The following is a 21865-nucleotide window of genomic DNA, read 5'->3' as shown; positions in this document are numbered from 1 at the left end:
TGCTGCCGCTCATGCCGCCGGGCGGCACGTTCCGGCCTGCATAGCGTGAAGCCATCCGCAGGCCACGGTCCCGGCAACAGAAAGTCAAGGAAATGGTTGATCATTCCGGCTGGCGTGTCGGGGTAGCCTCAGCCCCCGTCCACCACGGTGAGATCCTGCAAGGCGTGTTCACCGGTGACGGAGGGCTCACCCGAGGTCTCGTCACTCTTCCCTGCACCATTCACGCGACCCGCGCGACGTTCATCCCCGCCCCCGGCGACGAGGTCACCGTCACGCCGCACTGGAAGGGCAAGGCACGGCGCGCGGCCGAACTCGCGGTCCGCGCCGTGACCCCGCCGGGCGCAGAGCCGGCCGGCGGCCACCTCGACCTCACCGGTGACGTACCGCTGTGCCGGGGCTTCGGCTCCTCCACGAGCGATGTGCTCGCCGCCATCTGGGCGGTCAAGGACGCGTTCGTCAGCCCCCTGCCGCCGCAGGAGGTCGCCAGGATCGCGGTACGGGCGGAAACCGCCTCCGACTCGCTGATGTTCGAGGAGTCCACCGTCCTGTTCGCCCAGCGCGAGGGCACGGTGATCGAGGACTTCGGCTACCGGATGCCGGCCCTGCGGATCCTCGGCTTCGGCTCACGGCCCGAGGGCGGCGGGCGCGGCGTGGACACCCTGGCCTTCTCACCGGCCCGCTACGGGCCGGACGAGATCGACCTCTTCACCCGGCTGCAGTCCATGCTCCGGGAGGCCATCCAGATGAAGGACGTGGCCCTGCTGGGATCGGTGGCCACGGCCAGCACGGAGATCAACCAGCGCCATCTGCCGATCCCGCGGCTCGACCGCATCCGTGACATCGCGCGGACCACCGGAGCCGTCGGAATCCAGGCGGCACACAGCGGGGACATCGCCGGACTCCTCTTCGACCGGGACGACCCCGAGGTCGAGGCACGGACCGGCACGGCCCAGGACCTCCTGCAAGAGCTCGGAATTCACGAGCAGTGGAACTACACAACGGGTGACTGACATGACGACGACGACTCTCCCCAAGGCTCACTCCTCGATCGTGGAGGCGACGGAGCTGCCCCGCATCATCAAGGTGACCGACAACCTCTACGCGGCCGCCTTCAGCCTGATGAAGCTGCTGCCCGCCCGCTACATCCTCGACCGGGCCGAGGCCGCCGGCCTGATCTCCCCCGGCACCCGGATCATCGAGACCTCCTCCGGCACCTTCGCGCTGGGCCTGGCCATGGTCTGCCGGCTGCGCGGCTACCCGCTGACCATCGTCGGGGACTCGGCGATCGACCGCGATCTGCGCACCCGGCTCGAAATGCTCGGCACGACCGTGGAGATCGTCGAGCACACCGGCCAGGCCGGCGGCATCCAGGGCGCCCGGCTCGCCCGGGTGGCCGAGCTGCGCCGGCAGGACCCGGAGGCCTTCGTCCCCGGCCAGTACGACAACCCCGACAACCCCGGCGCGTACGGCATCGTCGCCGACCTCATCGGGGACACCGTGGGCGCCGTGGACTGCCTGGTGGGCCCGGTGGGTTCGGGCGGCTCCACCGGCGGACTCGCCGCCGCGCTGCGGCAGACGGGGCCCGCACTCCACCTGGTCGGCGTCGACACCCAGGGGAGCATCATCTTCGGCAGCCCGGACGGACCGCGCACCCTGCGCGGACTCGGCAGCAGCATCCACCCGGGCAACGTCAGCCACACCGCGTACGACGAGGTCCACTGGGTCACCGCGCCCGAGGCGTTCCACGCGACCCACGAGCTCTACCGCGAGCACGGCCTGTTCATGGGCCCGACCAGCGGCGCCTCCTTCCAGGTCGCCTCCTGGTGGGCCGAGCAGAACCCGGCAAGCACCGTCGTGATGGTGCTCCCGGACGAGGGCTACCGCTACCAGTCCACCGTGTACAACGACACCTGGCTGAACGAGCAGGGCATCGTGCCCGCCCCCGCCGCGAACGGCCCCCGCACCGTCGAGCACCCGCTGGACGCCACCGCCGCCTGGTCCCGGCTGCTGTGGGCCCGCCGGGGCTTCGACGACGTGGTGATGCCGGTGGTCGGCTCATGAGCGAGCGCCTGCTGCTCCTGGTGGAGAGCAACACCACCGGCACGGGACGGCTGTTCGCCCGCCGCGCGGCCGAACTGGGCGTGGTGCCCGTGCTGCTCTGCGCGGACCCGGGCCGCTACCCGTACGCCGCAGAGGACCGGCTGCGGACCGTCACCGTCGACACCTCCGACGAGGACGCGCTGTGGGCGGCCGTGCGGGCGCTGGAGGACGGGGCGACCGTCGCGGGCGTCCTGACCAGCTCCGAGTACTACGTACCCGCCGCCGCCGCACTGGCCTACCGGCTCGGGCTGCCCGGCCCGTCGGCCGAGGCCGTACGGGCCTGCCGCGACAAGGCCGAGCAGCGCCGGGCCCTGACCGGCGCGGGCGTCGGCTCCGCGGACTTCGCCGCCGTCTCCGAGGTGGCCGGCGCACTCGCCGCCGCCCGCGGCATCGGACTGCCCGTCGTGGTCAAACCGGTACAGGGCTCGGGAAGCCTGGGCGTGCGGCTCTGCACGGACCTCGACGAGGTCGCCGAGCACGCCGGAACACTGCTCGCGGCCACCGTCAACGAGCGGGGCATCACCGCACCGGGCCGGATCCTGGTCGAGGAGTACCTGACCGGCCCCGAGTTCTCCGTCGAGGTGTTCGGCACCGAAGCCGTCGTCACCGTCGCCAAACACGTCGGCCCGCTCCCGGCGTTCGTCGAGACCGGGCACGACGTACCGGCCGCTCTCACCGGCGAGCAGGAGATCGCCCTGCGCGAGACCGCGGTACGCGCGGTGCGCGCGCTCGGGCTCGGCTGGGGCGCCGCCCACGTGGAACTGCGGCTGACCGGGACCCGCACCGCCCAGGTCATCGAGGTCAACCCCCGGCTGGCCGGCGGCATGATCCCCGAACTGGTCCGCAGGGCCTGCGGGATCGACCTCGTACGCGCCCAGGTGCTGGCCGCGCTCGGGGCCGCCCCCGAGCTGGAGCGCACCGGCCACGCCCGCGCCTCGATCCGCTTCCTCACCTGCGACCACGACGGCATCCTCGCGCCGTCCGCCGCCCTGCACGAAGCCGTGGACCGGGCCCGCACCGTACCCGGCACCGTCGAGGCGCTGCTCTACCGGGCACCCGGCGAACCGGTCGGCCCCGCGGAGGACTTCCGCGGCCGCGTCGGCCACGTCATCGCCGTCGCCGACCGCTCGGGCCGGGCGGCGGAGGCGGCCGGGCGGGCCGTGGCCCTGCTCGGCGAAGCCGTGACCTACGCGGATCTGCACACAGAGGAGGCATACGCATGACCACAGCGCCCGCGCACGGCGTCGACACCGGCCGGCTCAAGGCCGCGCTCGACGCCGAGGCGCACCGCATCGTCTACGACCAGTACCTGCCGGACACCGCCGACGGACTCGGGCAGGAGCTGCGCAGCATCAGCGAGGTCGACCGGGCCCACCTGATCATGCTCACCGAACGGGGCATCGTCGACCGGGACCGGGCCGCGGCACTGCTGCGCGCCATCGAGGAACTGCGCGGGCAGGACTTCGCACCCGTCAGGGCCAGACCGATGCCGCGCGGCGTCTACCTCGCCTACGAGGGCCACCTCATCGAGCAGCTGGGCGACCGGACCGGCGGCATCCTGCACACCGGCCGCTCGCGCAACGACCTCAACGCCACCACCACCCGGCTCAAGGCCCGTGGCCCCTACCTCGCCCTCCTCGACGCCGTCGACCGGCTGGCAGGCGTACTCCTGGACAAGGCCGAGGAGTACCGGGACGTGGTCATGCCCGCCTACACCCACGGCCAGCCCGCCGTGCCGATCGGCTACGGCCACTACCTCGCCGGTGTCGCCGGCGCCGTACTGCGCGCGTACGAGTCGCTGCTCGACGCCGGACGCCAGATCGACGTCAACCCGCTGGGAGCCGGTGCGATCGGCGGTACCTCCGTCCCCATCGACCCCCGGCGCACCGCCGAACTCCTCGGCTTCAGCTCCGCCGCACCCAACTCGGTCGACGCGGTGGCCTCCCGCGACTTCGTCCTGGACCTGTTGTCCGCGTCCGCCGTCCTCGGCGTCGCGCTGGCCCGCACCGGCCGGGACCTGAGCACCTGGACGTCGGAGGAGTTCGGGCTGCTGAGGGTGGGCGACACCCTCGTCGGGTCCAGCTCGATGATGCCGCAGAAGCGCAACCCGTTCCTCCTCGAACACATCCAGGGCCGGTCCGCCGCGAGCCTCGGCGCCTTCGTCGGCGCGGCGACCGCCATGACCACCGGCGGCTACACCAACGCCATCGCGGTCGGCACCGAGTCCGTACGCCACCTGTGGCCCGGACTCAGCGACACCACCGACGCGGTGACGCTGCTGAGCCTGGTGGTCGCGGGCACCGAACCCGAACGCGAACGCATGACGGAGAGGGCCGTGGACGGATTCACCTCGGCCACCTACCTGGCGGAGCGGCTCGTGCTGGACGGGATGCCGTTCCGGGCCGCGCACCATCTGGTGGGCGAGACCGTGCTCGGCGCCCTGGACTCCGGCCGGTCGCTGGTGGACGCCGCCCGCTTCCCCGCCGTCGAGGACGGCGGACTGGCCCCGGACCTGGTGGCCCAGGCATGCGCCCACGGCGGCGGACCCGGCTCCACGGCCGACGGGATACGCGCATCGGCGACCCGGCGGGACGTACTCAAGGCCGAGCTGACCGCCCGGCGCACCCGCTGGTCGGACGGGAGCGCGCTGCTGACCCGGGCCGTACTCAAGGCGGTGACGTCATGAGCGCCGGACTGTCCGAGCGGGCCCCCGGCATGGACCACGAACCGCCGCCGCGCAGTGGGCTGCGCGGCCACCGGGACTTCCGGCTGCTGTGGATCGGCGAGACGACCAACCGCTTCGGCATCAACATCACCGCCGTCGGCATGCCGCTGGTGGCCGCCGTGACACTCCACGCCACCGTCTTCTGGGGGAGTCTGCTGGCCGCCGCGGCCTGGCTGCCCTGGCTGCTGATCGGGCTGCCCGCCGGCGCCTGGGTGGACCGGATGCGACGTCGGCCGATCATGCTGACCTGCAACGTGGTGTCGCTCGTGCTGCTGGCCAGCGTTCCGGTCGCGGGCTGGCTCGGGATCCTGACGATGACCCAGCTGCTGGTCGTGGCGCTGATCAACGGCTTCGCCTCGGTCTTCTTCGGGATCTCGTACAAGGTCTACGTTCCCTCCCTCGTCGAGTCGGAGGACCTCCAGGAGGCCAACGCCAAGCTCCAGGGCAGCGAATCGGTCGCCCAGGTCGCGGGGCTGGGCAGCGGAGGCCTGCTGGCCCAGGCCTTCGGCGCGGCCTCCGCCCTTCTGGTCAACTCGGTGACATTCATCGTCTCCGCCCTCTGCCTGCTCGGTATCCGAAGCAAGGAGCCGGTGCCGGAGAAGCCCGCCGAACGGCCGGCCCTGCTGCCGGACATCAAAGAGGGGCTCCGGTTCGTCCTGAACGACCCCTACCTGCGTGTCCTCACCCTGTACGGCACCGCGACCAACCTGCTGCTCACGGCAGAGGCGGCGGTCATGCCGTACTTCCTCCTCTACGACCTCGGGGTACCCAAAGGCGGGACCGGCTGGCTCCTCGCGTCGAGCAGCATCGGCGGCTTCCTCGGCGCGGCCACCGCGAGGCGCCTGATCGCACGGTTCGGCTCTGCCCGTGGACTGCTGGTCGCCACGGTCCTCAGCGCCCCGTTCGCCCTGCTCATCCCGATGGCGGGGACCAGCTGGACCATCTCCGCCATGGTGATCGGGAGCGCCATCCTCTCGCTCGGCGTCGTACTCGCCAACGTGATCCAGGGGGCGTTCCGCCAGCGCTACTGTCCGCCGCAGCTGCTCGGCCGCATCTCGGCCAGCACCTCGTTCGCGAACTTCGGTGTCATTCCGATCGGTTCCCTGCTCGGTGGGGCCCTCGGTGAGGTCCTCGGTCTGCGGCCCGCCCTGTGGCTGCTCACCGCAGGCCTCGCCCTGACCCCGCTGCTCCTGCTGACCGGGCCGCTGCGCGGAAGGCGCGACCTGCCGGTCGCGCCGGCCACGCGGTGAGACCCGGCTCGCCTGTCTCACTCCCGTACGAACAGGAGAGACCCCGTGGAACACACCCTGCCGAGGGTCGTCCGTGAGCTGCCACCCCCCGGCTCACTGGACCTCTGGCTCCTGAGGGTCTCGGATGTCCCTCTCGGCATCCTGGACGACCAGGTACTCGACGCGACCGAGCGTCAACGTGCCGCCGGCCTCATGCACGCCGCCGACCGCACCCGGTTCACGGCCGCGCACGTCGCCCTCCGCCGGCTGCTCGGCTCGTACCTGAGCCTGCGCCCGGAGGACGTCCACCTCGGCCGGGACACCTGTCCCTGCTGCGGCGGACCGCACGGCCGGCCCACGGTGCTCGACACCGAAGAACGGCTGTTCTTCTCGCTGTCCCACCGGGGCGATCTCGCCGTCGTCGGGACCGCGGCGGCCCCCATAGGGGTCGACGTGGAGCTGGTGGGCGACGAGGACGGCACCGCGGAACTCGCCTCGATGCTGCACGTGGACGAGCAGGCCGAACTGGCCGCGCTCAGCCCGGTGGAACGGCCTCGGGCGCTGGCCCGGCTGTGGACCCGCAAGGAGGCCTACCTCAAGGGCCTCGGCACGGGCCTGGGCCGCGACCCCGCTCTCGACTACGTCGGCTCCGGACGCCCGGAGGGGCCGTACCCGCCGTCCGGCTGGACCCTGCTCGACGTCCCGGTGGACCGGGGCTACGCGGCGGCGGTGGCGGTGCGCGGCGAGCTGAGCGTGGAAGGACCGTTCGTCAAGAGGCTCTCCGGCCTCGACGTCGTACGGCACACCCGCGATGCCCTGCGGACGGCGGGGGCCCCGCCCTGATCCGGCCCTCGGTCGTGTCCGCAAAGTCTCGCCTGCCCGGCGACGCCTGGCACGCCCGGTCCGCCGGGTGCACCCGATGCGGTGATCACCCGGCGGCGGGCACGTACCACCGGCCGCCCCCGCCGCGGCTCCCGATCACCGAAACGTCCTCGACAACACCCCTACGGACTTTTGGAACTGACGATGTCAAACGCTGTGCAGCAGGCCCCCGCGCCCCTCCTCCCGCAAGTGCGGACCCGTCCCACCGGGCAGCCGGACACCGGCGCCGAGCACGTGACGGGTGCCCAGTCGCTCATCCGCTCTCTCGAAGAGGTCGGCGCGGACACCGTGTTCGGCATCCCGGGCGGCTGCATCCTCCCCGCATACGACCCCCTGATGGACTCGGCCCGGGTCCGCCATGTGCTGGTCCGCCACGAGCAGGGAGCCGGCCACGCGGCCACCGGATACGCCCAGGCCACCGGCAAGGTGGGGGTGTGCATGGCGACCTCGGGTCCGGGCGCCACCAATCTGGTGACCCCGATCGCGGACGCGCACATGGACTCCGTGCCGCTCGTCGCGATCACCGGACAGGTCCCCTCGAAATCGATCGGCACGGACGCCTTCCAGGAGGCTGACATCGTCGGCATCACCATGCCGGTCACCAAGCACAACTTCCTGGTCACCGACGCCGACGACATCCCGCGGACCGTCGCGGAAGCCTTCCACATCGCCGCCACCGGCCGCCCGGGACCGGTGCTCATCGACATCACCAAGGACGCCCTCCAGGCGGCCACCACCTTCCAGTGGCCGCCGGTGCTGGAACTGCCGGGCTACCGCCCGGTGACCAAGCCGCACGCCAAGCAGATCCGCGAGGCCGCCCGGCTCATCGGCGAGGCCCGCCGGCCGGTCCTCTACGTCGGCGGCGGGGTGCTCAAGGCACGCGCCACCGCCGAACTGCGCACCCTGGCCGAGCTGACCGGGGCCCCCGTCGTCACCACCCTGATGGCGCTCGGCGCCTTCCCCGGCAGCCACCCCCAGCACGTGGGGATGCCCGGCATGCACGGTGACGTCGCCGCGGTCGCCGCGCTGCAGAAGGCGGACCTGATCGTCGCCCTGGGCGCCCGGTTCGACGACCGGGTCACCGGCAGGCTGGACGGCTTCGCGCCGCACGCCAAGGTCGTCCACGCCGACATCGACCCGGCGGAGATCGGCAAGAACCGGCTCGCGGACGTCCCGATCGTCGGAGACGCCCGCGAGGTGCTCGACGCCCTGGCGGTCGCCGTGCGCGGTGAGCGGGACGAGGGGCGCTCGGGCGACTACGCGGCCTGGTGGCGCGAGCTGGACCGCTGGCGGACCACCTACCGGCGCGGCTACGAACTCCCCGCGGACCCGGGGCTGCTCTCCCCGCAGCAGGTCATCGAACGGATCGGCCAACTCGCCCCGGAGGGAACCCTGTTCGCGTCCGGCGTGGGCCAGCACCAGATGTGGGCGGCGCAGTTCCTCCCGCACGAGGAACCCGGCACCTGGTTCAACTCGGGCGGTGCGGGAACGATGGGGTACGCGGTTCCGGCGGCGATGGGGGCGAAGGCCGGGATGCCGGACCGTACGGTGTGGGCGATCGACGGTGACGGCTGCTTCCAGATGACCAATCAGGAGCTCACCACCTGCGCGCTCAACAACATCCCGATCAAGGTCGCGATCATCAACAACGGCGCGCTCGGGATGGTCCGCCAGTGGCAGACCCTCTTCTACAACCAGCGGTACTCCAACACCGTGCTGCACTCCGGCGCCGACACCGACGGCCTCCCGGCGAAGGGCACCCGGGTGCCCGACTTCGTACAGCTCTCGGAGGCGATGGGCTGTGTGGGCCTGCGCTGCGAGAACCCGTACGAGCTCGACGCGATCATCGACAAGGCCAACTCGATCAACGACCGCCCCGTCGTGGTGGACTTCATCGTCCACGAGGACGCGATGGTGTGGCCGATGGTCCCCGCCGGCACCTCCAACGACGACATCATGGCCGCACGCGACGTACGCCCCGACTTCGGCGACTCCGCGGACGACTGAGAGGACCTCCCGACATGTCCCAGCACACGCTCTCCGTCCTGGTCGAGAACACGCCCGGCATCCTCGCCCGGGTCGCCGCACTGTTCTCGCGCCGCGGCTTCAACATCGACTCGCTCGCGGTCGGCACCACGGAACACCCCGATCTCTCCCGCATCACGATCGTGGTCCGGGTCGATCACGAACTCGCCCTGGAACAGGTGACCAAGCAGCTCAACAAGCTGGTCAACGTCCTGAAGATCGTCGAGCTGGAGGCCGACTCGGCCGTCCAGCGCGAGCTGGTCCTGGTGAAGGTCAGCGCCGACAACACCTCGCGCGCCCAGATCGTGCAGATCGCCGAACTGTTCCGGGCCAGAACCGTGGACGTCTCGCCCGAAGCCGTCACCCTCGAGGCGACCGGCTCCGGCGACAAGCTCGACGCGATGCTCAGGATGCTCGCGGCCTTCGGTATCAAGGAGCTCGTCCAGTCCGGCGCGATCGCGATCGGCCGGGGCTCCCGGGCGCTTGCCGACCGCACTGCGCGCGAGGCCCGGCCGATCCGCCTGACTCCGGCCGGCACCACCACCGCGGTACGCGCGCAGAGCGCGCAGAGCGCGTAGCACCCGGCCGCCCCCCCGCTCCTCCCGTCCGTACACCCTCGTATTCCAGGAACCAAGGAGAACTCCCCATGCCTGCCGAGATGTTCTACGACGACGATGCCGACCTGTCCGTCATCCAGGGCCGCAAGGTCGCGGTCCTCGGTTACGGCAGCCAGGGCCACGCCCACGCGCTGTCGCTGCGCGACTCGGGTGTCGATGTCCGTGTCGGTCTGCACGAGGGCTCCAAGTCCAAGGCCAAGGCCGAGGAGCAGGGCCTGCGCGTGGTGACGCCCGCCGAGGCGTCCGCCGAGGCCGACGTCATCATGATCCTGGTTCCGGACCCGATCCAGGCCCAGGTCTACGAGGAGTCCGTCAAGGACAACCTCAAGGACGGCGACGCGCTGTTCTTCGGCCACGGCCTGAACATCCGCTTCGACTTCATCAAGCCACCGGCGGGCGTCGACGTCTGCATGGTCGCCCCGAAGGGCCCGGGTCACCTGGTCCGCCGCCAGTACGAGGAGGGCCGCGGCGTTCCGTGCATCGTGGCCGTCGAGCAGGACGCCACGGGCAAGGGCCTGGAGCTGGCGCTCTCGTACGCCAAGGGCATCGGCGGCACCCGCGCAGGGGTCATCAGGACCACGTTCACCGAGGAGACCGAGACGGATCTGTTCGGTGAGCAGGCGGTGCTGGCCGGCGGTACGGCGGCGCTGGTGAAGGCCGGTTTCGAGACGCTGACGGAGGCGGGTTACCAGCCGGAGATCGCGTACTTCGAGTGCCTGCACGAGCTGAAGCTGATCGTGGACCTCATGTACGAGGGCGGTCTGGAGAAGATGCGCTGGTCGATCTCTGAGACCGCCGAGTGGGGCGACTACGTCACCGGGCCGCGCATCATCACGGCCGACACCAAGGCCGAGATGAAGAAGGTCCTCGCCGAGATCCAGGACGGCACCTTCGCCAAGGCCTGGATGGCGGAGTACCACAGCGGTCTGCCCAAGTACAACGAGTACAAGAAGGCCGACAGCGATCACCTGCTGGAGACCACGGGCCGTGAGCTCCGCAAGCTCATGAGCTGGGTCGACGACGACGACGCATGACAGCGGACGGCCCGCAGGGCACCGGCGGCCGGTGCTCTGCGGGCCTCTTCCAGGGGGTCCGTCAGGCGATCTCGATGAGCAGATCGCCCGCCTCGACCTGCTGGACCCGGCCGATCGCGAGGCGCCGGACGACCCCGGCTGACTGGGCGGTGATCGACGCCTCCATCTTCATGGCCTCGATGGTGGCGACGGTCTGGCCCGCCGAGACCGAGGCGCCCTCCTCCACCTGGAGGGTGACGACCCCGGCGAACGGGGCCGCCACATGGCCCGCGTTGCCCCGGTCCGCCTTCTCGGCGGCCTTGACCTCGGTGGCGACGGACCTGTCCCGCACCGAGACCGGCCGCAGCTGCCCGTTGAGGGTGGCCAGTACGCTGCGGAAGCCGCGTTCGTCGGCCTCGGAGATGGCCTCCAGCTCGATCAGCAGGGTGACACCCGGGTCGAGCGTGACCGTGTGCTCGGTCTCCGTCTCCAGCCCGTACAGGAAGTCCCGGGTCGGCAGGACAGAGGTGTCGCCGTACGCCTCGCGGTGGGCCTCGAACTCCTTGGTCGGACCGGGGAAGAGCAGCCGGTTCAGGGTCGCCCGGGGTGTCTTCTCCAGCCCCTCGCGGTCCTCCGCCGACAGCTGCGGCTGCTGCGCCTTCTCCGGGCGGCCCTTCAGCGCGCGGGTACGGAACGGCTCGGGCCAGCCGCCGGGCGGGTCACCCAGCTCGCCGCGCAGGAACCCGATCACGGAGTCCGGTACGTCGAACTTGCCGGGGTCGGCCTCGAAGTCGGCCGCCTCGACGCCCGCGCCCACCAGATGCAGTGCCAGATCGCCCACCACCTTGGACGACGGCGTCACCTTCACCAGCCGCCCGAGCATCCGGTCGGCCGCGGCGTAGCAGTCCTCGATGAGCTCGAAGCGGTCGCCCAGACCGAGGGCGATGGCCTGCTGGCGCAGGTTGGACAGCTGCCCGCCGGGGATCTCGTGGTGGTAGATCCGGCCGGTGGGCGAGGCGAGACCGGACTCGAAGGGGGCGTAGACCTTGCGGGTCGCCTCCCAGTAGGGCTCCAGGTCACCGACGGCCTGGAGCGAGAGGCCGGTGGCCCGTTCGGTGTGGTCGGTGGCGGCGACCAGTGCGGACAGCGAGGGCTGGCTGGTCGTACCGGACATGGAGGCGACCGCCGCGTCCACCGCGTCGACCCCCGCGTCGATGGCGGCGATCAGGGTGGCCAGCTGCCCGCCGGGGGTGTCGTGGGTGTGCAGGTGGACCGGTAGGTCGAACCGCTCGCGCAGCGCCGTGACCAGGGTGCGGGCGGCGGGCGGACGCAGCAGCCCGGCCATGTCCTTGATGGCGAGGACATGGGCGCCCGCGTCCACGATCTGCTCCGCGAGGCGCAGGTAGTAGTCCAGCGTGTACAGGGTCTCGCCGGGGTCCGAGAGGTCCGCGGTGTAGCAGAGCGCCACTTCCGCGACCGAGGTGCCGGTGGCGCGCACGGCGTCGATCGCCGGGCGCATCTGGGAGACGTCGTTGAGGGCGTCGAAGATCCGGAAGATGTCCATTCCGGCGCTCGCCGCCTCGGCGACGAACGCCTCGGTGACCTCGGTGGGATAGGGCGTGTAGCCGACCGTGTTGCGGCCCCTCAGCAGCATCTGGGTGCAGATGTTGGGCACGGTCTCCCGGATCTTCACCAGCCGTTCCCACGGGTCCTCGGCCAGGAAGCGCAGCGCCACGTCGTAGGTGGCGCCGCCCCAGCATTCGAGGCTGAGCAGCTCGGGGGCGGTCCGGGCGACGTGCGGGGCGACGGCCAGCAGGTCGCGGGTCCGCACCCGGGTGGCCAGCAGCGACTGGTGCGCGTCGCGGAACGTGGTGTCGGTGACGGCGACGGCCCGCTGGGCGCGCAGCTCGGCGGCGAAGGCCTCCGGGCCGAGGGCCGCGAGGCGCTGCCGGGAACCGGCGGGCGGCGACCCGGTCGGCAGGGCCGGCAGCTTGTCCGCCGGGTCGATGACGGACGGGCGGGGGCCGTAGGGCCGGTTGACGGTGGTCTCGGCCAGGTAGCCGAGCATGCGGCTGCCCCGGTCGGCCGAGGGGCGGGCCCGGATCAGCTCCGGGTGCTCCTCGATGAAGCTCGTCGTGATGTGCCCGGCCCGGAAGTCGGGCTGGTCCAGCACGGCGCCCAGGAACGGCAGGTTGGTCGCCACACCGCGGATGCGGAACTCCGCGATGGCCCGGCGTGCCCGGCGGGCCGCGTTGGTGAAGTCGTGCCCGTGGCAGGTGAGCTTGACGAGCATCGAGTCGAAGTGGGCGGACACCTCCGCGCCGGTGTGGACGGTGCCGCCGTCCAGGCGCACCCCGGGCCCGCCGGGGGAGCGGTAGGCGGAGATGGTGCCGGTGTCCGGGCGGAAGCCGTTGGCCGGGTCCTCTGTGGTGATGCGGCACTGCATCGCGGTGCCGTTGAGGGTGATGTCGTCCTGGGAGAGGTGGAGTTCGGGCAGCGTCATGCCGGCGGCGATGCGCAGCTGGGCGATGACCAGGTCGCGCCCTGTGACCTGTTCGGTGACGGTGTGCTCGACCTGGATGCGCGGGTTCATCTCGATGAAGACGTGGTTGCCGCGCTCGTCGACGAGGAACTCGACCGTGCCCGCGTTCACGTAGCCGATGTGGTGGGCGAAGGCGACGGCGTCGGCGCAGATCCGGTCCCGCAGCTCCGGGTCGAGGTTCGGGGCGGGCGCGATCTCGACGACCTTCTGGTGGCGGCGCTGCAACGAGCAGTCCCGCTCGTACAGGTGCACGACATTGCCCTCGGCGTCGGCGAGGATCTGCACCTCGATGTGGCGGGGGTTGATCACCGCCTGCTCCAGGAAGACCGTCGCGTCACCGAACGCGGAGCGCGCCTCGCGCATGGCCGCGTCGATCGACTCGCGCAGTTCGCCCGGCGAGGCCACCCGGCGCATGCCGCGTCCGCCGCCGCCCGCGACGGCCTTGACGAAGACCGGGAATCCGATGTCCTGCGCCGCGGCGACGAGTGTGTCGACGTCCTCGGAGGGCTCGGAGGACTTCAGTACCGGTACGCCGGCCTCCCGGGCGGCGGCGACGGCGCGGGACTTGTTCCCCGTCAGGTTCAGTACAGAGGCGGGCGGTCCGACGAACGTGATGCCGGCCTCGGAGCACGCGGCCGCGAGGTCCGGGTTCTCCGACAGGAAGCCGTAGCCGGGGTAGATCGCGTCGGCGCCCGCCTTCCGGGCGGCCTTGATGACCTCGTCGACCGAGAGGTAGGCGCGCACCGGATGTCCGGGCTCCCCGATCCGGTAGGCCTCGTCGGCCTTGGCCCGGTGGAGTGAGTTGCGGTCCTCGTGGGGATACACCGCCACCGTGGAGATCCCGAGCTCGAACGCGGCGCGGAACGCGCGGATCGCGATCTCACCACGGTTGGCGACCAATACCTTGTCGAACATCAAACTCCCCAGTCGTGTCACGAGCGTGTGGCGTCAGGACGGGCGATGTCGCACGGGCGCACCGGTCGGTGTCCCGTGGTCACTCGGCGGCGGCGAACCGCTCCGGGCCTTCCAGGGTCTGTCCGGCCCGAAGCGTTCGACACCGTACCGGAGACCTACCCACAGATCGCGGACACAGAGGATGGCCTGCGTCACGTGGGCGGGTCCCGGCGGGCGGCGGAGGTCCGCGCGGCGAAAGAGGGGGCGCGCATGTCTTCACTCGGCTCGGGAGGCGCTGTTACATTCCGGAAAACAAGAATTCATTTCAGTCTGTGACTGGAGGCTCCCATGACGGCTGTCCATGAGGCTCTCGACGTGCATGTGCCGGACCGTCGCGAGCTGCCACCGTCGATGGTCGAGCGGGTGACGCTGATCATGGACGTCTTCGAGGGCCGGACCGCCCGGCTCTCCCTGGAGGAAGTGGCCCGGTCCACCCGGCTGCCCCGGTCGACGGCGCACCGGATCCTCGATCAGCTGGTGCGGCTGCGCTGGCTCGAACACACCGCGCTGGGCTACGGACTCGGCCGCCGCGCGCTCGGCCTCGGCGGCGGGGACGGGGCGCACGGCAGAATCCGGGAGGCCGCCGCCGCCCGGCTGCACCAGCTGCAGATCAAGACCGGCCTGGTCGTCCATCTGGCCGTCCTGGACGGTGCGGAGGTGCACTACCTCGACAAGGTCGGCGGCCGGTTCGCCGCGGCCGTCCCTTCCCGGGTGGGCGGCCGGGCTCCCGCCCATTCGACCGCGCTCGGCAAAGCCATGCTGGCCTGGCTCGAACCGGAGGACGTCGAGGCCAGGTCGGCCGGTGCCATCGGCCGCCTGACCCGGCACACCATCTCCGACCTCGCCACCCTGCATCAGGAGCTCAACCGGGTCAGGCGCCGTCACGGCCTCGCCTTCGAACGTGGCGAGTGCTTCCCAGACATCGCCTGTGTCGCCACCGCCGTCCGCGGCCCCGAAGGCCCGGTCGCGGCGATCTCGCTGGTCGGCGACACCCTGTCCCCGCTGGAGAAGGTCGCCCCCCTGGTCGTGGCCGCGGCCCGGCAGGTGTCGTCCGAGCTCTTCCCCGGACCGGAGGCGCCGGCCAGGGGGGCGCGCCGCGTGGCGCCCGTACCGGAGGAGACCTGGTCCCCGCAGGCCATGGACCGGCTGCTCGCGGCGGGGCAGTACGGCGACTGGCAGTAGCGGACGCGGTGCGGGGCGGACGCGCCGGCTGCCGGTGCCTCCGGAGCGGAGGCATCAGCTGTCGCACCCTCAGCCCCAGTGGTCGCCCCAGCCCCACGGGTCGGGGGTCTCTGCCGCCGGGCTCCCCACGCCGAAGCCGCCGCGGAAGAAGAGCATCGGCCGCTGCTCGCCGACCGTCTCCAGGGCGAGGACCCGGCCCACCACGACATCGTGGTCACCCGCGCCGCGCACGTCGTACACCTCGGCGTGCACCCGGGTCAGCACCCCGGGCAGGGACGGCGTCCCCCAGCGGGACACCTTCCAGTCCAGCCCCTCGAACTTACGGCCCCTGCTCGACCCGAACCGGCCGCAGAGGTCGCTCTGTTCCTCGGCCAGGATGTTCACGGCGAACCGCCCCGACTCCCTGATCCTCGGCCACGCCCGCCCCCGGTGGTCGGCGCAGAACAGCACCAGGGCCGGTTCGAGCGAGACGGACGCGAACGACTGGCAGGCGAAACCGGCCGGATCACCGTCCCGGCCGATCCCCGTCACCACCGTGACCCCGGAGGCGAAGGTCCCCATGGCGCGCCGCATCAGGGGCGGCGTCGGCGCGGTCTCCTCACGGGCCTCGGGCACGGACAGGGACTCTGCGGTCATCGGACTCACCTCGACGGGGACGGTGCGGTGGCCTGCCCCGGACCGGGCAGGGGGCCGAAGCTAGGACACCGGCCGGGCCCGCCGGGACCGCGCTCCCGATCAGTGGAACGCCCCCCGGCGCAGCCCCTCCGAGCACGCCGGCGGCCCCGTGAGCGACCGCATCCCGCTCACCGAGACGTCCGCCGCGCCGCCCCGGGACGCGTGGCTACCGTCCAGGAACCGAAGGCGCGGCAGCCACGGCCGCCCGGACCCACCGAACACCGAGGCCAATCGAGGCAGGGATGATGACGGAGCTGAGTCACGACTCCACGCTGCGCGAACTCGCGACCGACCAGGGCGTGTTGCGCTACCACGAGGCCGGTGACGGCCCGCCCCTGCTCCTGTTGCACGGCTCCGGCCCCGGAGTCACGGGCTGGCGCAACTACCGCCACAACCTCGCCGCGTTCGCCGGGCACTTCCGCTGTCTCGTCCTGGAGTTCCCCGGCTTCGGCGTCAGCGACCCGGCCGACGGCCACCCGATGGCGACGGCCGCCTCCTCCGTGACCCGGTTCCTGGACGGGCTCGGCATCCAGCGGGCCGACATCATCGGCAACTCGATGGGCGGCATCGTCGGCACCCGGTTCGCGCTCGCCCACCCGGAACGGGTACGCCGCCTCGTCACGATCGGCGGCATCGGCCGCAACCTCTACAGCCCCGGGCCCGGCGAAGGCATCGGACTGCTCACGGAGTTCACCGACGCACCGACCCGCGAGCGCCTGGTCCGCTGGCTCAACTCCATGGTCCACGACCGGTCCCTGGTGACGGAGGAACTCATCGAGGAGCGCTGGGCGCAGGCCACCGATCCGGAGACCCTCGCCAGTGCCCGGCTGATGTACGGCAGCGAGGCGTCCGCCGCACGAGCCGCCGACGCCGCCGCGTCCCGAGAGGCGCCGTACTGGGCCATGCTGCACCGCCTCCGGGCCAGGACCCTGCTCACCTGGGGCCGCGACGACCGGGTCAGCCCGCTCGACATGTCGATCCTGCCGATGCGCACCATTCCGGACGCCGAACTGCACGTCTTCCCCGACTGCGGGCACTGGGTGATGATCGAACAGAAGGCCGCCTGGGAGAGCGCGGTCCTCGCCTTCCTCACCCGCGCGGACGCGGCATGAGCGCCGGGGCCGGGGAGACCTGGGACGAGGAGTTCGACTTCGTCGTGGTCGGCGGCGGCGGGGGCGGCATGGCCGCCGCGCTGACCGCCGCCGACAGCGGACTGTCCACCGTCGTCATCGAGAAGGGCGCGAGGTACGGCGGCAGCACCGGCATCTCCGGCGGCGGCATCTGGATCCCCAACAACCCCACCCTGCGAGCCAGGGGCCACGACGACAGCCGGGAATCCGTCCGCCGCTACCTCGACCGGCTCACCGGGGGCCGGGTGCCGTCCGCCCGCCTCGACGCCTACGTCGACCAGGGACCGGCCGCGATGGAACTGCTCGGCGCGAGCCGCTGGATGCGCTTCTTCTGGGTCAAGGGCTACGCCGACTACCACCCCGAGTACGAGGGGGGCCGCCCGCTCGGCCGGTCCGTCGAGGCGCTGCCCTTCGACACCCGCAAGCTCGGCGACGACGAGCGCCACCAGCGGCCCAACAGTCTCAAGGGCCCGCTCGGACTGTGGATCACCGCGAAGGACTACCGCGACCTCGCCATGGTCAAGCGGACCTGGCGCGGCCGCTGGGCCTCCGTGGTCGCCGCATGGCGGGTCTCCTCCAATATGGTCGCCCGCCGCCACATGGCCACCGGAGGGCGGGCCCTGGTCGCCCGGCTGCGCATGGCCCTGAAGGACGCCGGAGTCCCGCTGCGGCTGCGCTCCCCGATGACCGGGCTCGTCACCGGCGCGGACGGCGGGGTCACCGGGATCGTCGCCGACCGGGACGGCACGGCCGTGCGGATCGGCGCCCGGCACGGCGTCCTCCTCGCCACCGGCGGCTTCGACCACAACCAGGAGATGCGCGAGAAGTACCTGCCGGAGGGCGGCCGCGAGAACCACAGCGCCGGCGCCGTCGAGAACACCGGCGACGGCATCGTCGCCGGCCAGGGACTCGGCGCCGCGCTCGACTTCATGGACGACGCCTGGTGGATGCCGTCCGTGCGCCATCCGGCCGGCGCCACCATTCCGCTGGTCTCCGAGCGGTGCATCCCGCCCTCCGTGATCGTCTCCGGCGACGGCAGGCGCTTCACCAACGAGTCGTCGCCCTACGTCAACTTCGTACACGATCAGATCGAGGGCGGGCACACCACGGCCTGGTTCGTCATGGACGCCAAGGCCCGCGCCCGCTACCCGTTCGCCCAGATCCTGCCCGGCATGCCCTTCCCCAGGGCGTTCTACGAGAACGGCACCGTGCACCGGGCCGACACCGTCACGGAGCTCGCCCGGAAGATCGGCGTCCCCGAGGAAGCGCTCACCGGCACCGTCGAACGGTTCAACGCCTTCGCCGGATCCGGCCGGGACACCGACTTCGGTCGCGGCGACAGCGCCTACGACCGCTACTACGGCGACCCGACACTGAAGAACCCCAACCTCGACCGGCTCGACAGGGCGCCCTACTACGCGATCCGGATCGAGATCGGTGACCTCGGCACCAAGGGCGGACTCGTCTGCGACGAGCACAGCCGGGTGCTGCGCGAGGACGGTTCGGCCATCGCCGGGCTCTACGCCACCGGCAACACCTCCGCGTCCGTGATGGCCAACGAGTACGCGGGACCGGGCGCCACCATCGGCCCGTCCATCGTGTTCGGCTACATCGCGGCCCGGCACGCGGCCGCCGCCCGTACCGCCGCTGCCGCCCGGTCCGGCGCCACCGGAGGCCCGTCGTGAGCCCCGCCCCGCTGACCGTGCGCGTCGTCGAGGTGATCCGGGAGACGGCCGACGCCCACTCACTGGTCCTGGAGCCCGCCGACGCCGACCGGGACGCGTTCGGCTACGAACCGGGCCAGTTCCTCACCGTCAGGGTGCCCTCGGACCGCCCCGGCGGAGCCGCCCGCTGCTACTCGCTGTGCAGCTCCCCGGTCCGCGACCCGTATCTGAAAGTCACCGTCAAGCGCACCGCCGGAGGCTATGCCTCCCACTGGATCTGCGACCACGTCACCGAGGGCGACACCCTGGAGGTGCTCCGGCCCGCGGGCACCTTCACCCCCGGCTCGCTCGACGGCGACTTCCTGCTGCTCGCCGCGGGCAGCGGCATCACCCCGGTCATGTCGATCCTCACCTCGGTCCTGCACGCCGGAACCGGCACCGTCACCCTCCTGTACGCCAACCGGGACGAACGGTCCGTGATCTTCCGCGACGAACTGGCCACCCTGCAGAGAAAGTACGGTGACCGGCTCACGGTCCTGCACTGGCTGGAGTCCGTCCGGGGCAGACCCGGCGCAGCCGGTCTGCGCGCCCTCGCCGGACCGTACGCCGGGCGCCGCGCGTTCGTCTGCGGACCCGGCCCCTTCATGGATCTGGCCATCGACGCGCTCACCGGACTGGGCGTGCCACCGCGCCTGATCACGGTGGAGCGGTTCACCTCACTGTCCGGCGACCCGTTCGCGGACCGGGCGCCCGTCCCGGAGCGGGACACGGCCGGACCCGTCAGCACGGCGGAGGTGGAACTCGACGGGGTCCGCCGCACCGTCTCCTGGCCCCGCGACACCCCGCTGCTGGACGTGCTGCTCGCCGCGGGCCTGGACGCGCCGTACTCCTGCCGGGAGGGCAGTTGCAGCGCCTGCGCCTGTCTCCTCGTCGAGGGTGAGGTGGCCATGGAGCGCAACGAGGTCCTCGACGCGCGGGACCTGGCCGACGGGCTGATCCTCGCCTGCCAGTCGCGCCCGGTCAGCGACCGGCTGCGCGTCACCTACGACGGCTGACGCCCAGCCCTTCCTCTCCCCTTCTCTTCCCTCCGTACCACTCACTCGACCCGGATGAGGTTCGAACAGTGACCAAGGCGACCGCCGCGATCGTCGGATCCGGCAACATCGGCACCGACCTGATGTACAAGCTCCTGCGCTCGGACGTCATCGAGCCGCGCTGGATGATCGGCGTCGACGAGCAGAGCCCCGGACTCAAACGCGCCGCCGACCACGGCCTGCACACAGGTGCCGACGGTGTCGACGCCCTGCTGGCCGGAGCGGAGCGGCCGGACCTGGTCTTCGAGGCCACGTCCGCCCATGTCCACCGGGCCAACGCGCCCAAGTACGCCGAACTCGGCATCCGGGCCGTCGACCTGACCCCCGCCGCGATCGGCCCGGCCGTCGTGCCCGCCGTCAACCTCGGCGAACACCTCGACGCGCCGAACATCTCCCTTATCACCTGCGGGGGACAGGCCACCATCCCGATCGTGCACGCCGTCTCCCGGGTCACGGAGGTCGCGTACGCGGAGATCGTCGCCAGTGTCGCCTCGCCGTCCGCCGGGCCCGGCACCCGCGCCAACATCGACGAGTTCACGCTCACCACCAGCAGGGGCATCGAGACGATCGGCGGCGCCGCCCGGGGCAAGGCCATCATCATCCTCAACCCGGCCGAGCCGCCGATGCTGATGCAGGACACCGTCTTCTGCGCCGTCCCCGCCGACGTCGACCGGGCCGCCGTCACCGCGTCGATCCACGAGCGGGCCGCCGAGGTCGCCGCCTACGTGCCCGGCTACCGGCTGCGCGCCGAGCCGCAGTTCGACGTGCCGAGTGCGCTCAGCGGCGGGCTCGCCCGGGTGGCGGTCCTCATCGAGGTGGCGGGCGCGGGCGACTTCCTGCCCCCGTACTCCGGGAACCTCGACATCATGACCGCCGCCGCGACCAGGGCCGGCGAGGCCTTCGCCCGGCGGATCACCGCCCGCCGCACCGGCGCCTGACCCCCGCTCACCGAGGAGTGCACGAGCCATGCCCTACAGCCCAGCGCTGGACATCCGCGTCACCGACTCGTCCCTGCGGGACGGATCACATGCCAAGCAGCACCAGTTCACCGTCGACCACGTCACCTCGATCGTCGCCGCACTCGACGACGCGGGCGTGCCCGTCATCGAGGTCACCCACGGCGACGGCCTCGGCGGGTCCTCCTTCAACTACGGCTTCAGCCACACCCCCGAGCAGGAGCTCATCAAGGCCGCGGTGAAGACCGCCCGCCGGGCGAAGATCGCGTTCCTGATGCTGCCCGGCCTGGGCCTCCAGGACGACATCCGCGAGGCCGCCGACAACGGCGCCTCGATCTGCCGCATCGCCACGCACTGCACCGAGGCCGACATCGCCGTCCAGCACTTCGGGCTCGCCCGCGAACTCGGCCTGGAGACCGTCGGGTTCCTGATGATGGCGCACAGCAGCCCGCCCGAAGCGCTGGCCCGGCAGGCCCGCGTCATGGCCGACGCCGGCTGCCAGTGCGTGTACGTAGTCGACTCCGCGGGCGCCCTCATCCTGGAGCAGACGAGCGACCGGATCGCCGCCCTGGTCGCCGAACTCGGTGACGACGCACAGGTCGGCTTCCACGGCCACGAGAACCTCGGCCTCGGCGTCGCCAACTCCGTGCTCGCGGTACGCGCCGGGGCCCTGCAGATCGACGGATCGACCCGCAGGTTCGGCGCCGGCGCCGGCAACACACCCGTCGAGGGCTTCGCCGCCGTCGCGGAGAAGCTGGGCATCCGTACCGGCATCGACGTACTCAAGATCATCGACGCGGCCGAGGACGTGGTGCGCCCCGTCATGGACGGCGAATGCCTGCTCGACCGGCTGTCCCTGACGATGGGTTACGCCGGGGTCTACTCCAGCTTCCTGAAGCACGCAGCCCGGCAGGCCGCCACCTACCGGGTGTCCGGCGCCGAGATCCTGATGGAGGCCGGCCGCCGCAAGCTCGTCGGCGGCCAGGAGGACCAGCTCATCGAGATCGCGGTCGCCCTCGCGGCGAGGGACCGGAGCACGACCGCCGCCCAGAACTCCCCGGGGAAGTGAGAACGGCC

At 71.8% G+C, this 21865-nt stretch carries 17 protein-coding genes; 15 read left to right on the top strand and 2 right to left on the bottom strand.

Features of this window, described 5'->3' with window-relative positions; all coding sequences use genetic code 11:
* Positions 1-164: 164 nt before the first annotated feature.
* The 9 genes from OG892_RS04870 (at position 165) to ilvC (ending at position 10612) form a co-directional block, all read left to right on the top strand.
* The gene (locus OG892_RS04870) at positions 165-1010 is read left to right on the top strand and encodes a kinase (protein ID WP_242436903.1); all 846 of its coding nucleotides are present in this window, start codon (positions 165-167) and stop codon (positions 1008-1010) included.
* 1 nt (position 1011) lies between these two features.
* Positions 1012-2061 (top strand): PLP-dependent cysteine synthase family protein, encoded by a 1050-nt coding sequence (locus OG892_RS04865; protein ID WP_073739248.1) that lies wholly within the window; start codon positions 1012-1014, stop codon positions 2059-2061.
* Complete coding sequence (locus OG892_RS04860; RefSeq protein ID WP_371628559.1) at positions 2058-3323, top strand: ATP-grasp domain-containing protein; 1266 nt, start codon at positions 2058-2060, stop codon at positions 3321-3323. The genes OG892_RS04865 and OG892_RS04860 overlap by 4 nt, the downstream gene beginning before the upstream one ends.
* Positions 3320-4786 (top strand): argininosuccinate lyase, encoded by a 1467-nt coding sequence (gene argH, locus OG892_RS04855; protein WP_073739246.1) that lies wholly within the window; start codon positions 3320-3322, stop codon positions 4784-4786. The genes OG892_RS04860 and argH overlap by 4 nt, the downstream gene beginning before the upstream one ends.
* Positions 4783-6075 carry an MFS transporter gene (locus OG892_RS04850; protein ID WP_073739245.1) on the top strand — a complete coding sequence of 431 codons (1293 nt, stop codon included), beginning with the start codon at positions 4783-4785 and terminating at the stop codon, positions 6073-6075. Before argH ends, OG892_RS04850 begins: the two co-directional genes overlap by 4 nt.
* Positions 6076-6120: 45 nt before the next feature.
* Positions 6121-6897 carry a 4'-phosphopantetheinyl transferase superfamily protein gene (locus tag OG892_RS04845; RefSeq protein ID WP_328867792.1) on the top strand — a complete coding sequence of 259 codons (777 nt, stop codon included), beginning with the start codon at positions 6121-6123 and terminating at the stop codon, positions 6895-6897.
* A 183-nt stretch (positions 6898-7080) separates the two neighbouring features.
* Positions 7081-8943, top strand: a complete 1863-nt coding sequence (locus tag OG892_RS04840; RefSeq protein WP_371628558.1) for an acetolactate synthase large subunit — start codon at positions 7081-7083, stop codon at positions 8941-8943.
* Positions 8944-8957: 14 nt separating this feature from the next.
* On the top strand, positions 8958-9539 hold the full coding sequence (ilvN, locus tag OG892_RS04835; protein WP_371628557.1) for an acetolactate synthase small subunit: 582 nt from the start codon (positions 8958-8960) through the stop codon (positions 9537-9539).
* A gap of 68 nt (positions 9540-9607) precedes the next feature.
* Entirely contained in the window at positions 9608-10612 is a 1005-nt protein-coding gene (gene ilvC, locus OG892_RS04830; RefSeq protein WP_371628556.1) for a ketol-acid reductoisomerase, read from the top strand.
* Between the two features lie 61 nt (positions 10613-10673).
* Here ilvC and OG892_RS04825 read toward each other — a convergent pair whose 3' ends face one another.
* On the bottom strand, positions 10674-14048 hold the full coding sequence (locus OG892_RS04825; protein WP_371628555.1) for a pyruvate carboxylase: 3375 nt from the start codon (positions 14046-14048) through the stop codon (positions 10674-10676).
* A gap of 390 nt (positions 14049-14438) precedes the next feature.
* Between OG892_RS04825 and OG892_RS04820 the strand changes: the two genes are divergently transcribed.
* Complete coding sequence (locus OG892_RS04820) at positions 14439-15269, top strand: IclR family transcriptional regulator (RefSeq protein WP_371631578.1); 831 nt, start codon at positions 14439-14441, stop codon at positions 15267-15269.
* Between the two features lie 69 nt (positions 15270-15338).
* Here OG892_RS04820 and OG892_RS04815 read toward each other — a convergent pair whose 3' ends face one another.
* Positions 15339-15905, bottom strand: a complete 567-nt coding sequence (locus OG892_RS04815; protein WP_371628554.1) for a flavin reductase family protein — start codon at positions 15903-15905, stop codon at positions 15339-15341.
* Positions 15906-16189: 284 nt separating this feature from the next.
* On the opposite strand from OG892_RS04815, the gene OG892_RS04810 reads away from it, so the two are divergent.
* The 5 genes from OG892_RS04810 to dmpG all read left to right on the top strand — a co-directional run bounded on the left by OG892_RS04810 (position 16190) and on the right by dmpG (position 21857).
* Positions 16190-17056 carry an alpha/beta fold hydrolase gene (locus OG892_RS04810; protein WP_371628553.1) on the top strand — a complete coding sequence of 289 codons (867 nt, stop codon included), beginning with the start codon at positions 16190-16192 and terminating at the stop codon, positions 17054-17056.
* Complete coding sequence (locus OG892_RS04805; RefSeq protein WP_371628552.1) at positions 17053-18759, top strand: FAD-binding protein; 1707 nt, start codon at positions 17053-17055, stop codon at positions 18757-18759. Before OG892_RS04810 ends, OG892_RS04805 begins: the two co-directional genes overlap by 4 nt.
* Positions 18756-19793 (top strand): ferredoxin--NADP reductase, encoded by a 1038-nt coding sequence (locus tag OG892_RS04800; RefSeq protein WP_328867800.1) that lies wholly within the window; start codon positions 18756-18758, stop codon positions 19791-19793. Before OG892_RS04805 ends, OG892_RS04800 begins: the two co-directional genes overlap by 4 nt.
* Before the next feature lie 122 nt (positions 19794-19915).
* Entirely contained in the window at positions 19916-20770 is an 855-nt protein-coding gene (locus OG892_RS04795) for an acetaldehyde dehydrogenase (acetylating) (RefSeq protein ID WP_371631577.1), read from the top strand.
* Between the two features lie 28 nt (positions 20771-20798).
* The gene (gene dmpG, locus OG892_RS04790; RefSeq protein ID WP_371628551.1) at positions 20799-21857 is read left to right on the top strand and encodes a 4-hydroxy-2-oxovalerate aldolase; all 1059 of its coding nucleotides are present in this window, start codon (positions 20799-20801) and stop codon (positions 21855-21857) included.
* Positions 21858-21865: the final 8 nt, after the last annotated feature.

The organism is Streptomyces sp. NBC_00341 (assembly GCF_041435055.1).
Taxonomy (GTDB): Bacteria; Actinomycetota; Actinomycetes; order Streptomycetales; family Streptomycetaceae; genus Streptomyces.
This window is presented reverse-complemented; position numbering and strand designations above follow the sequence as displayed.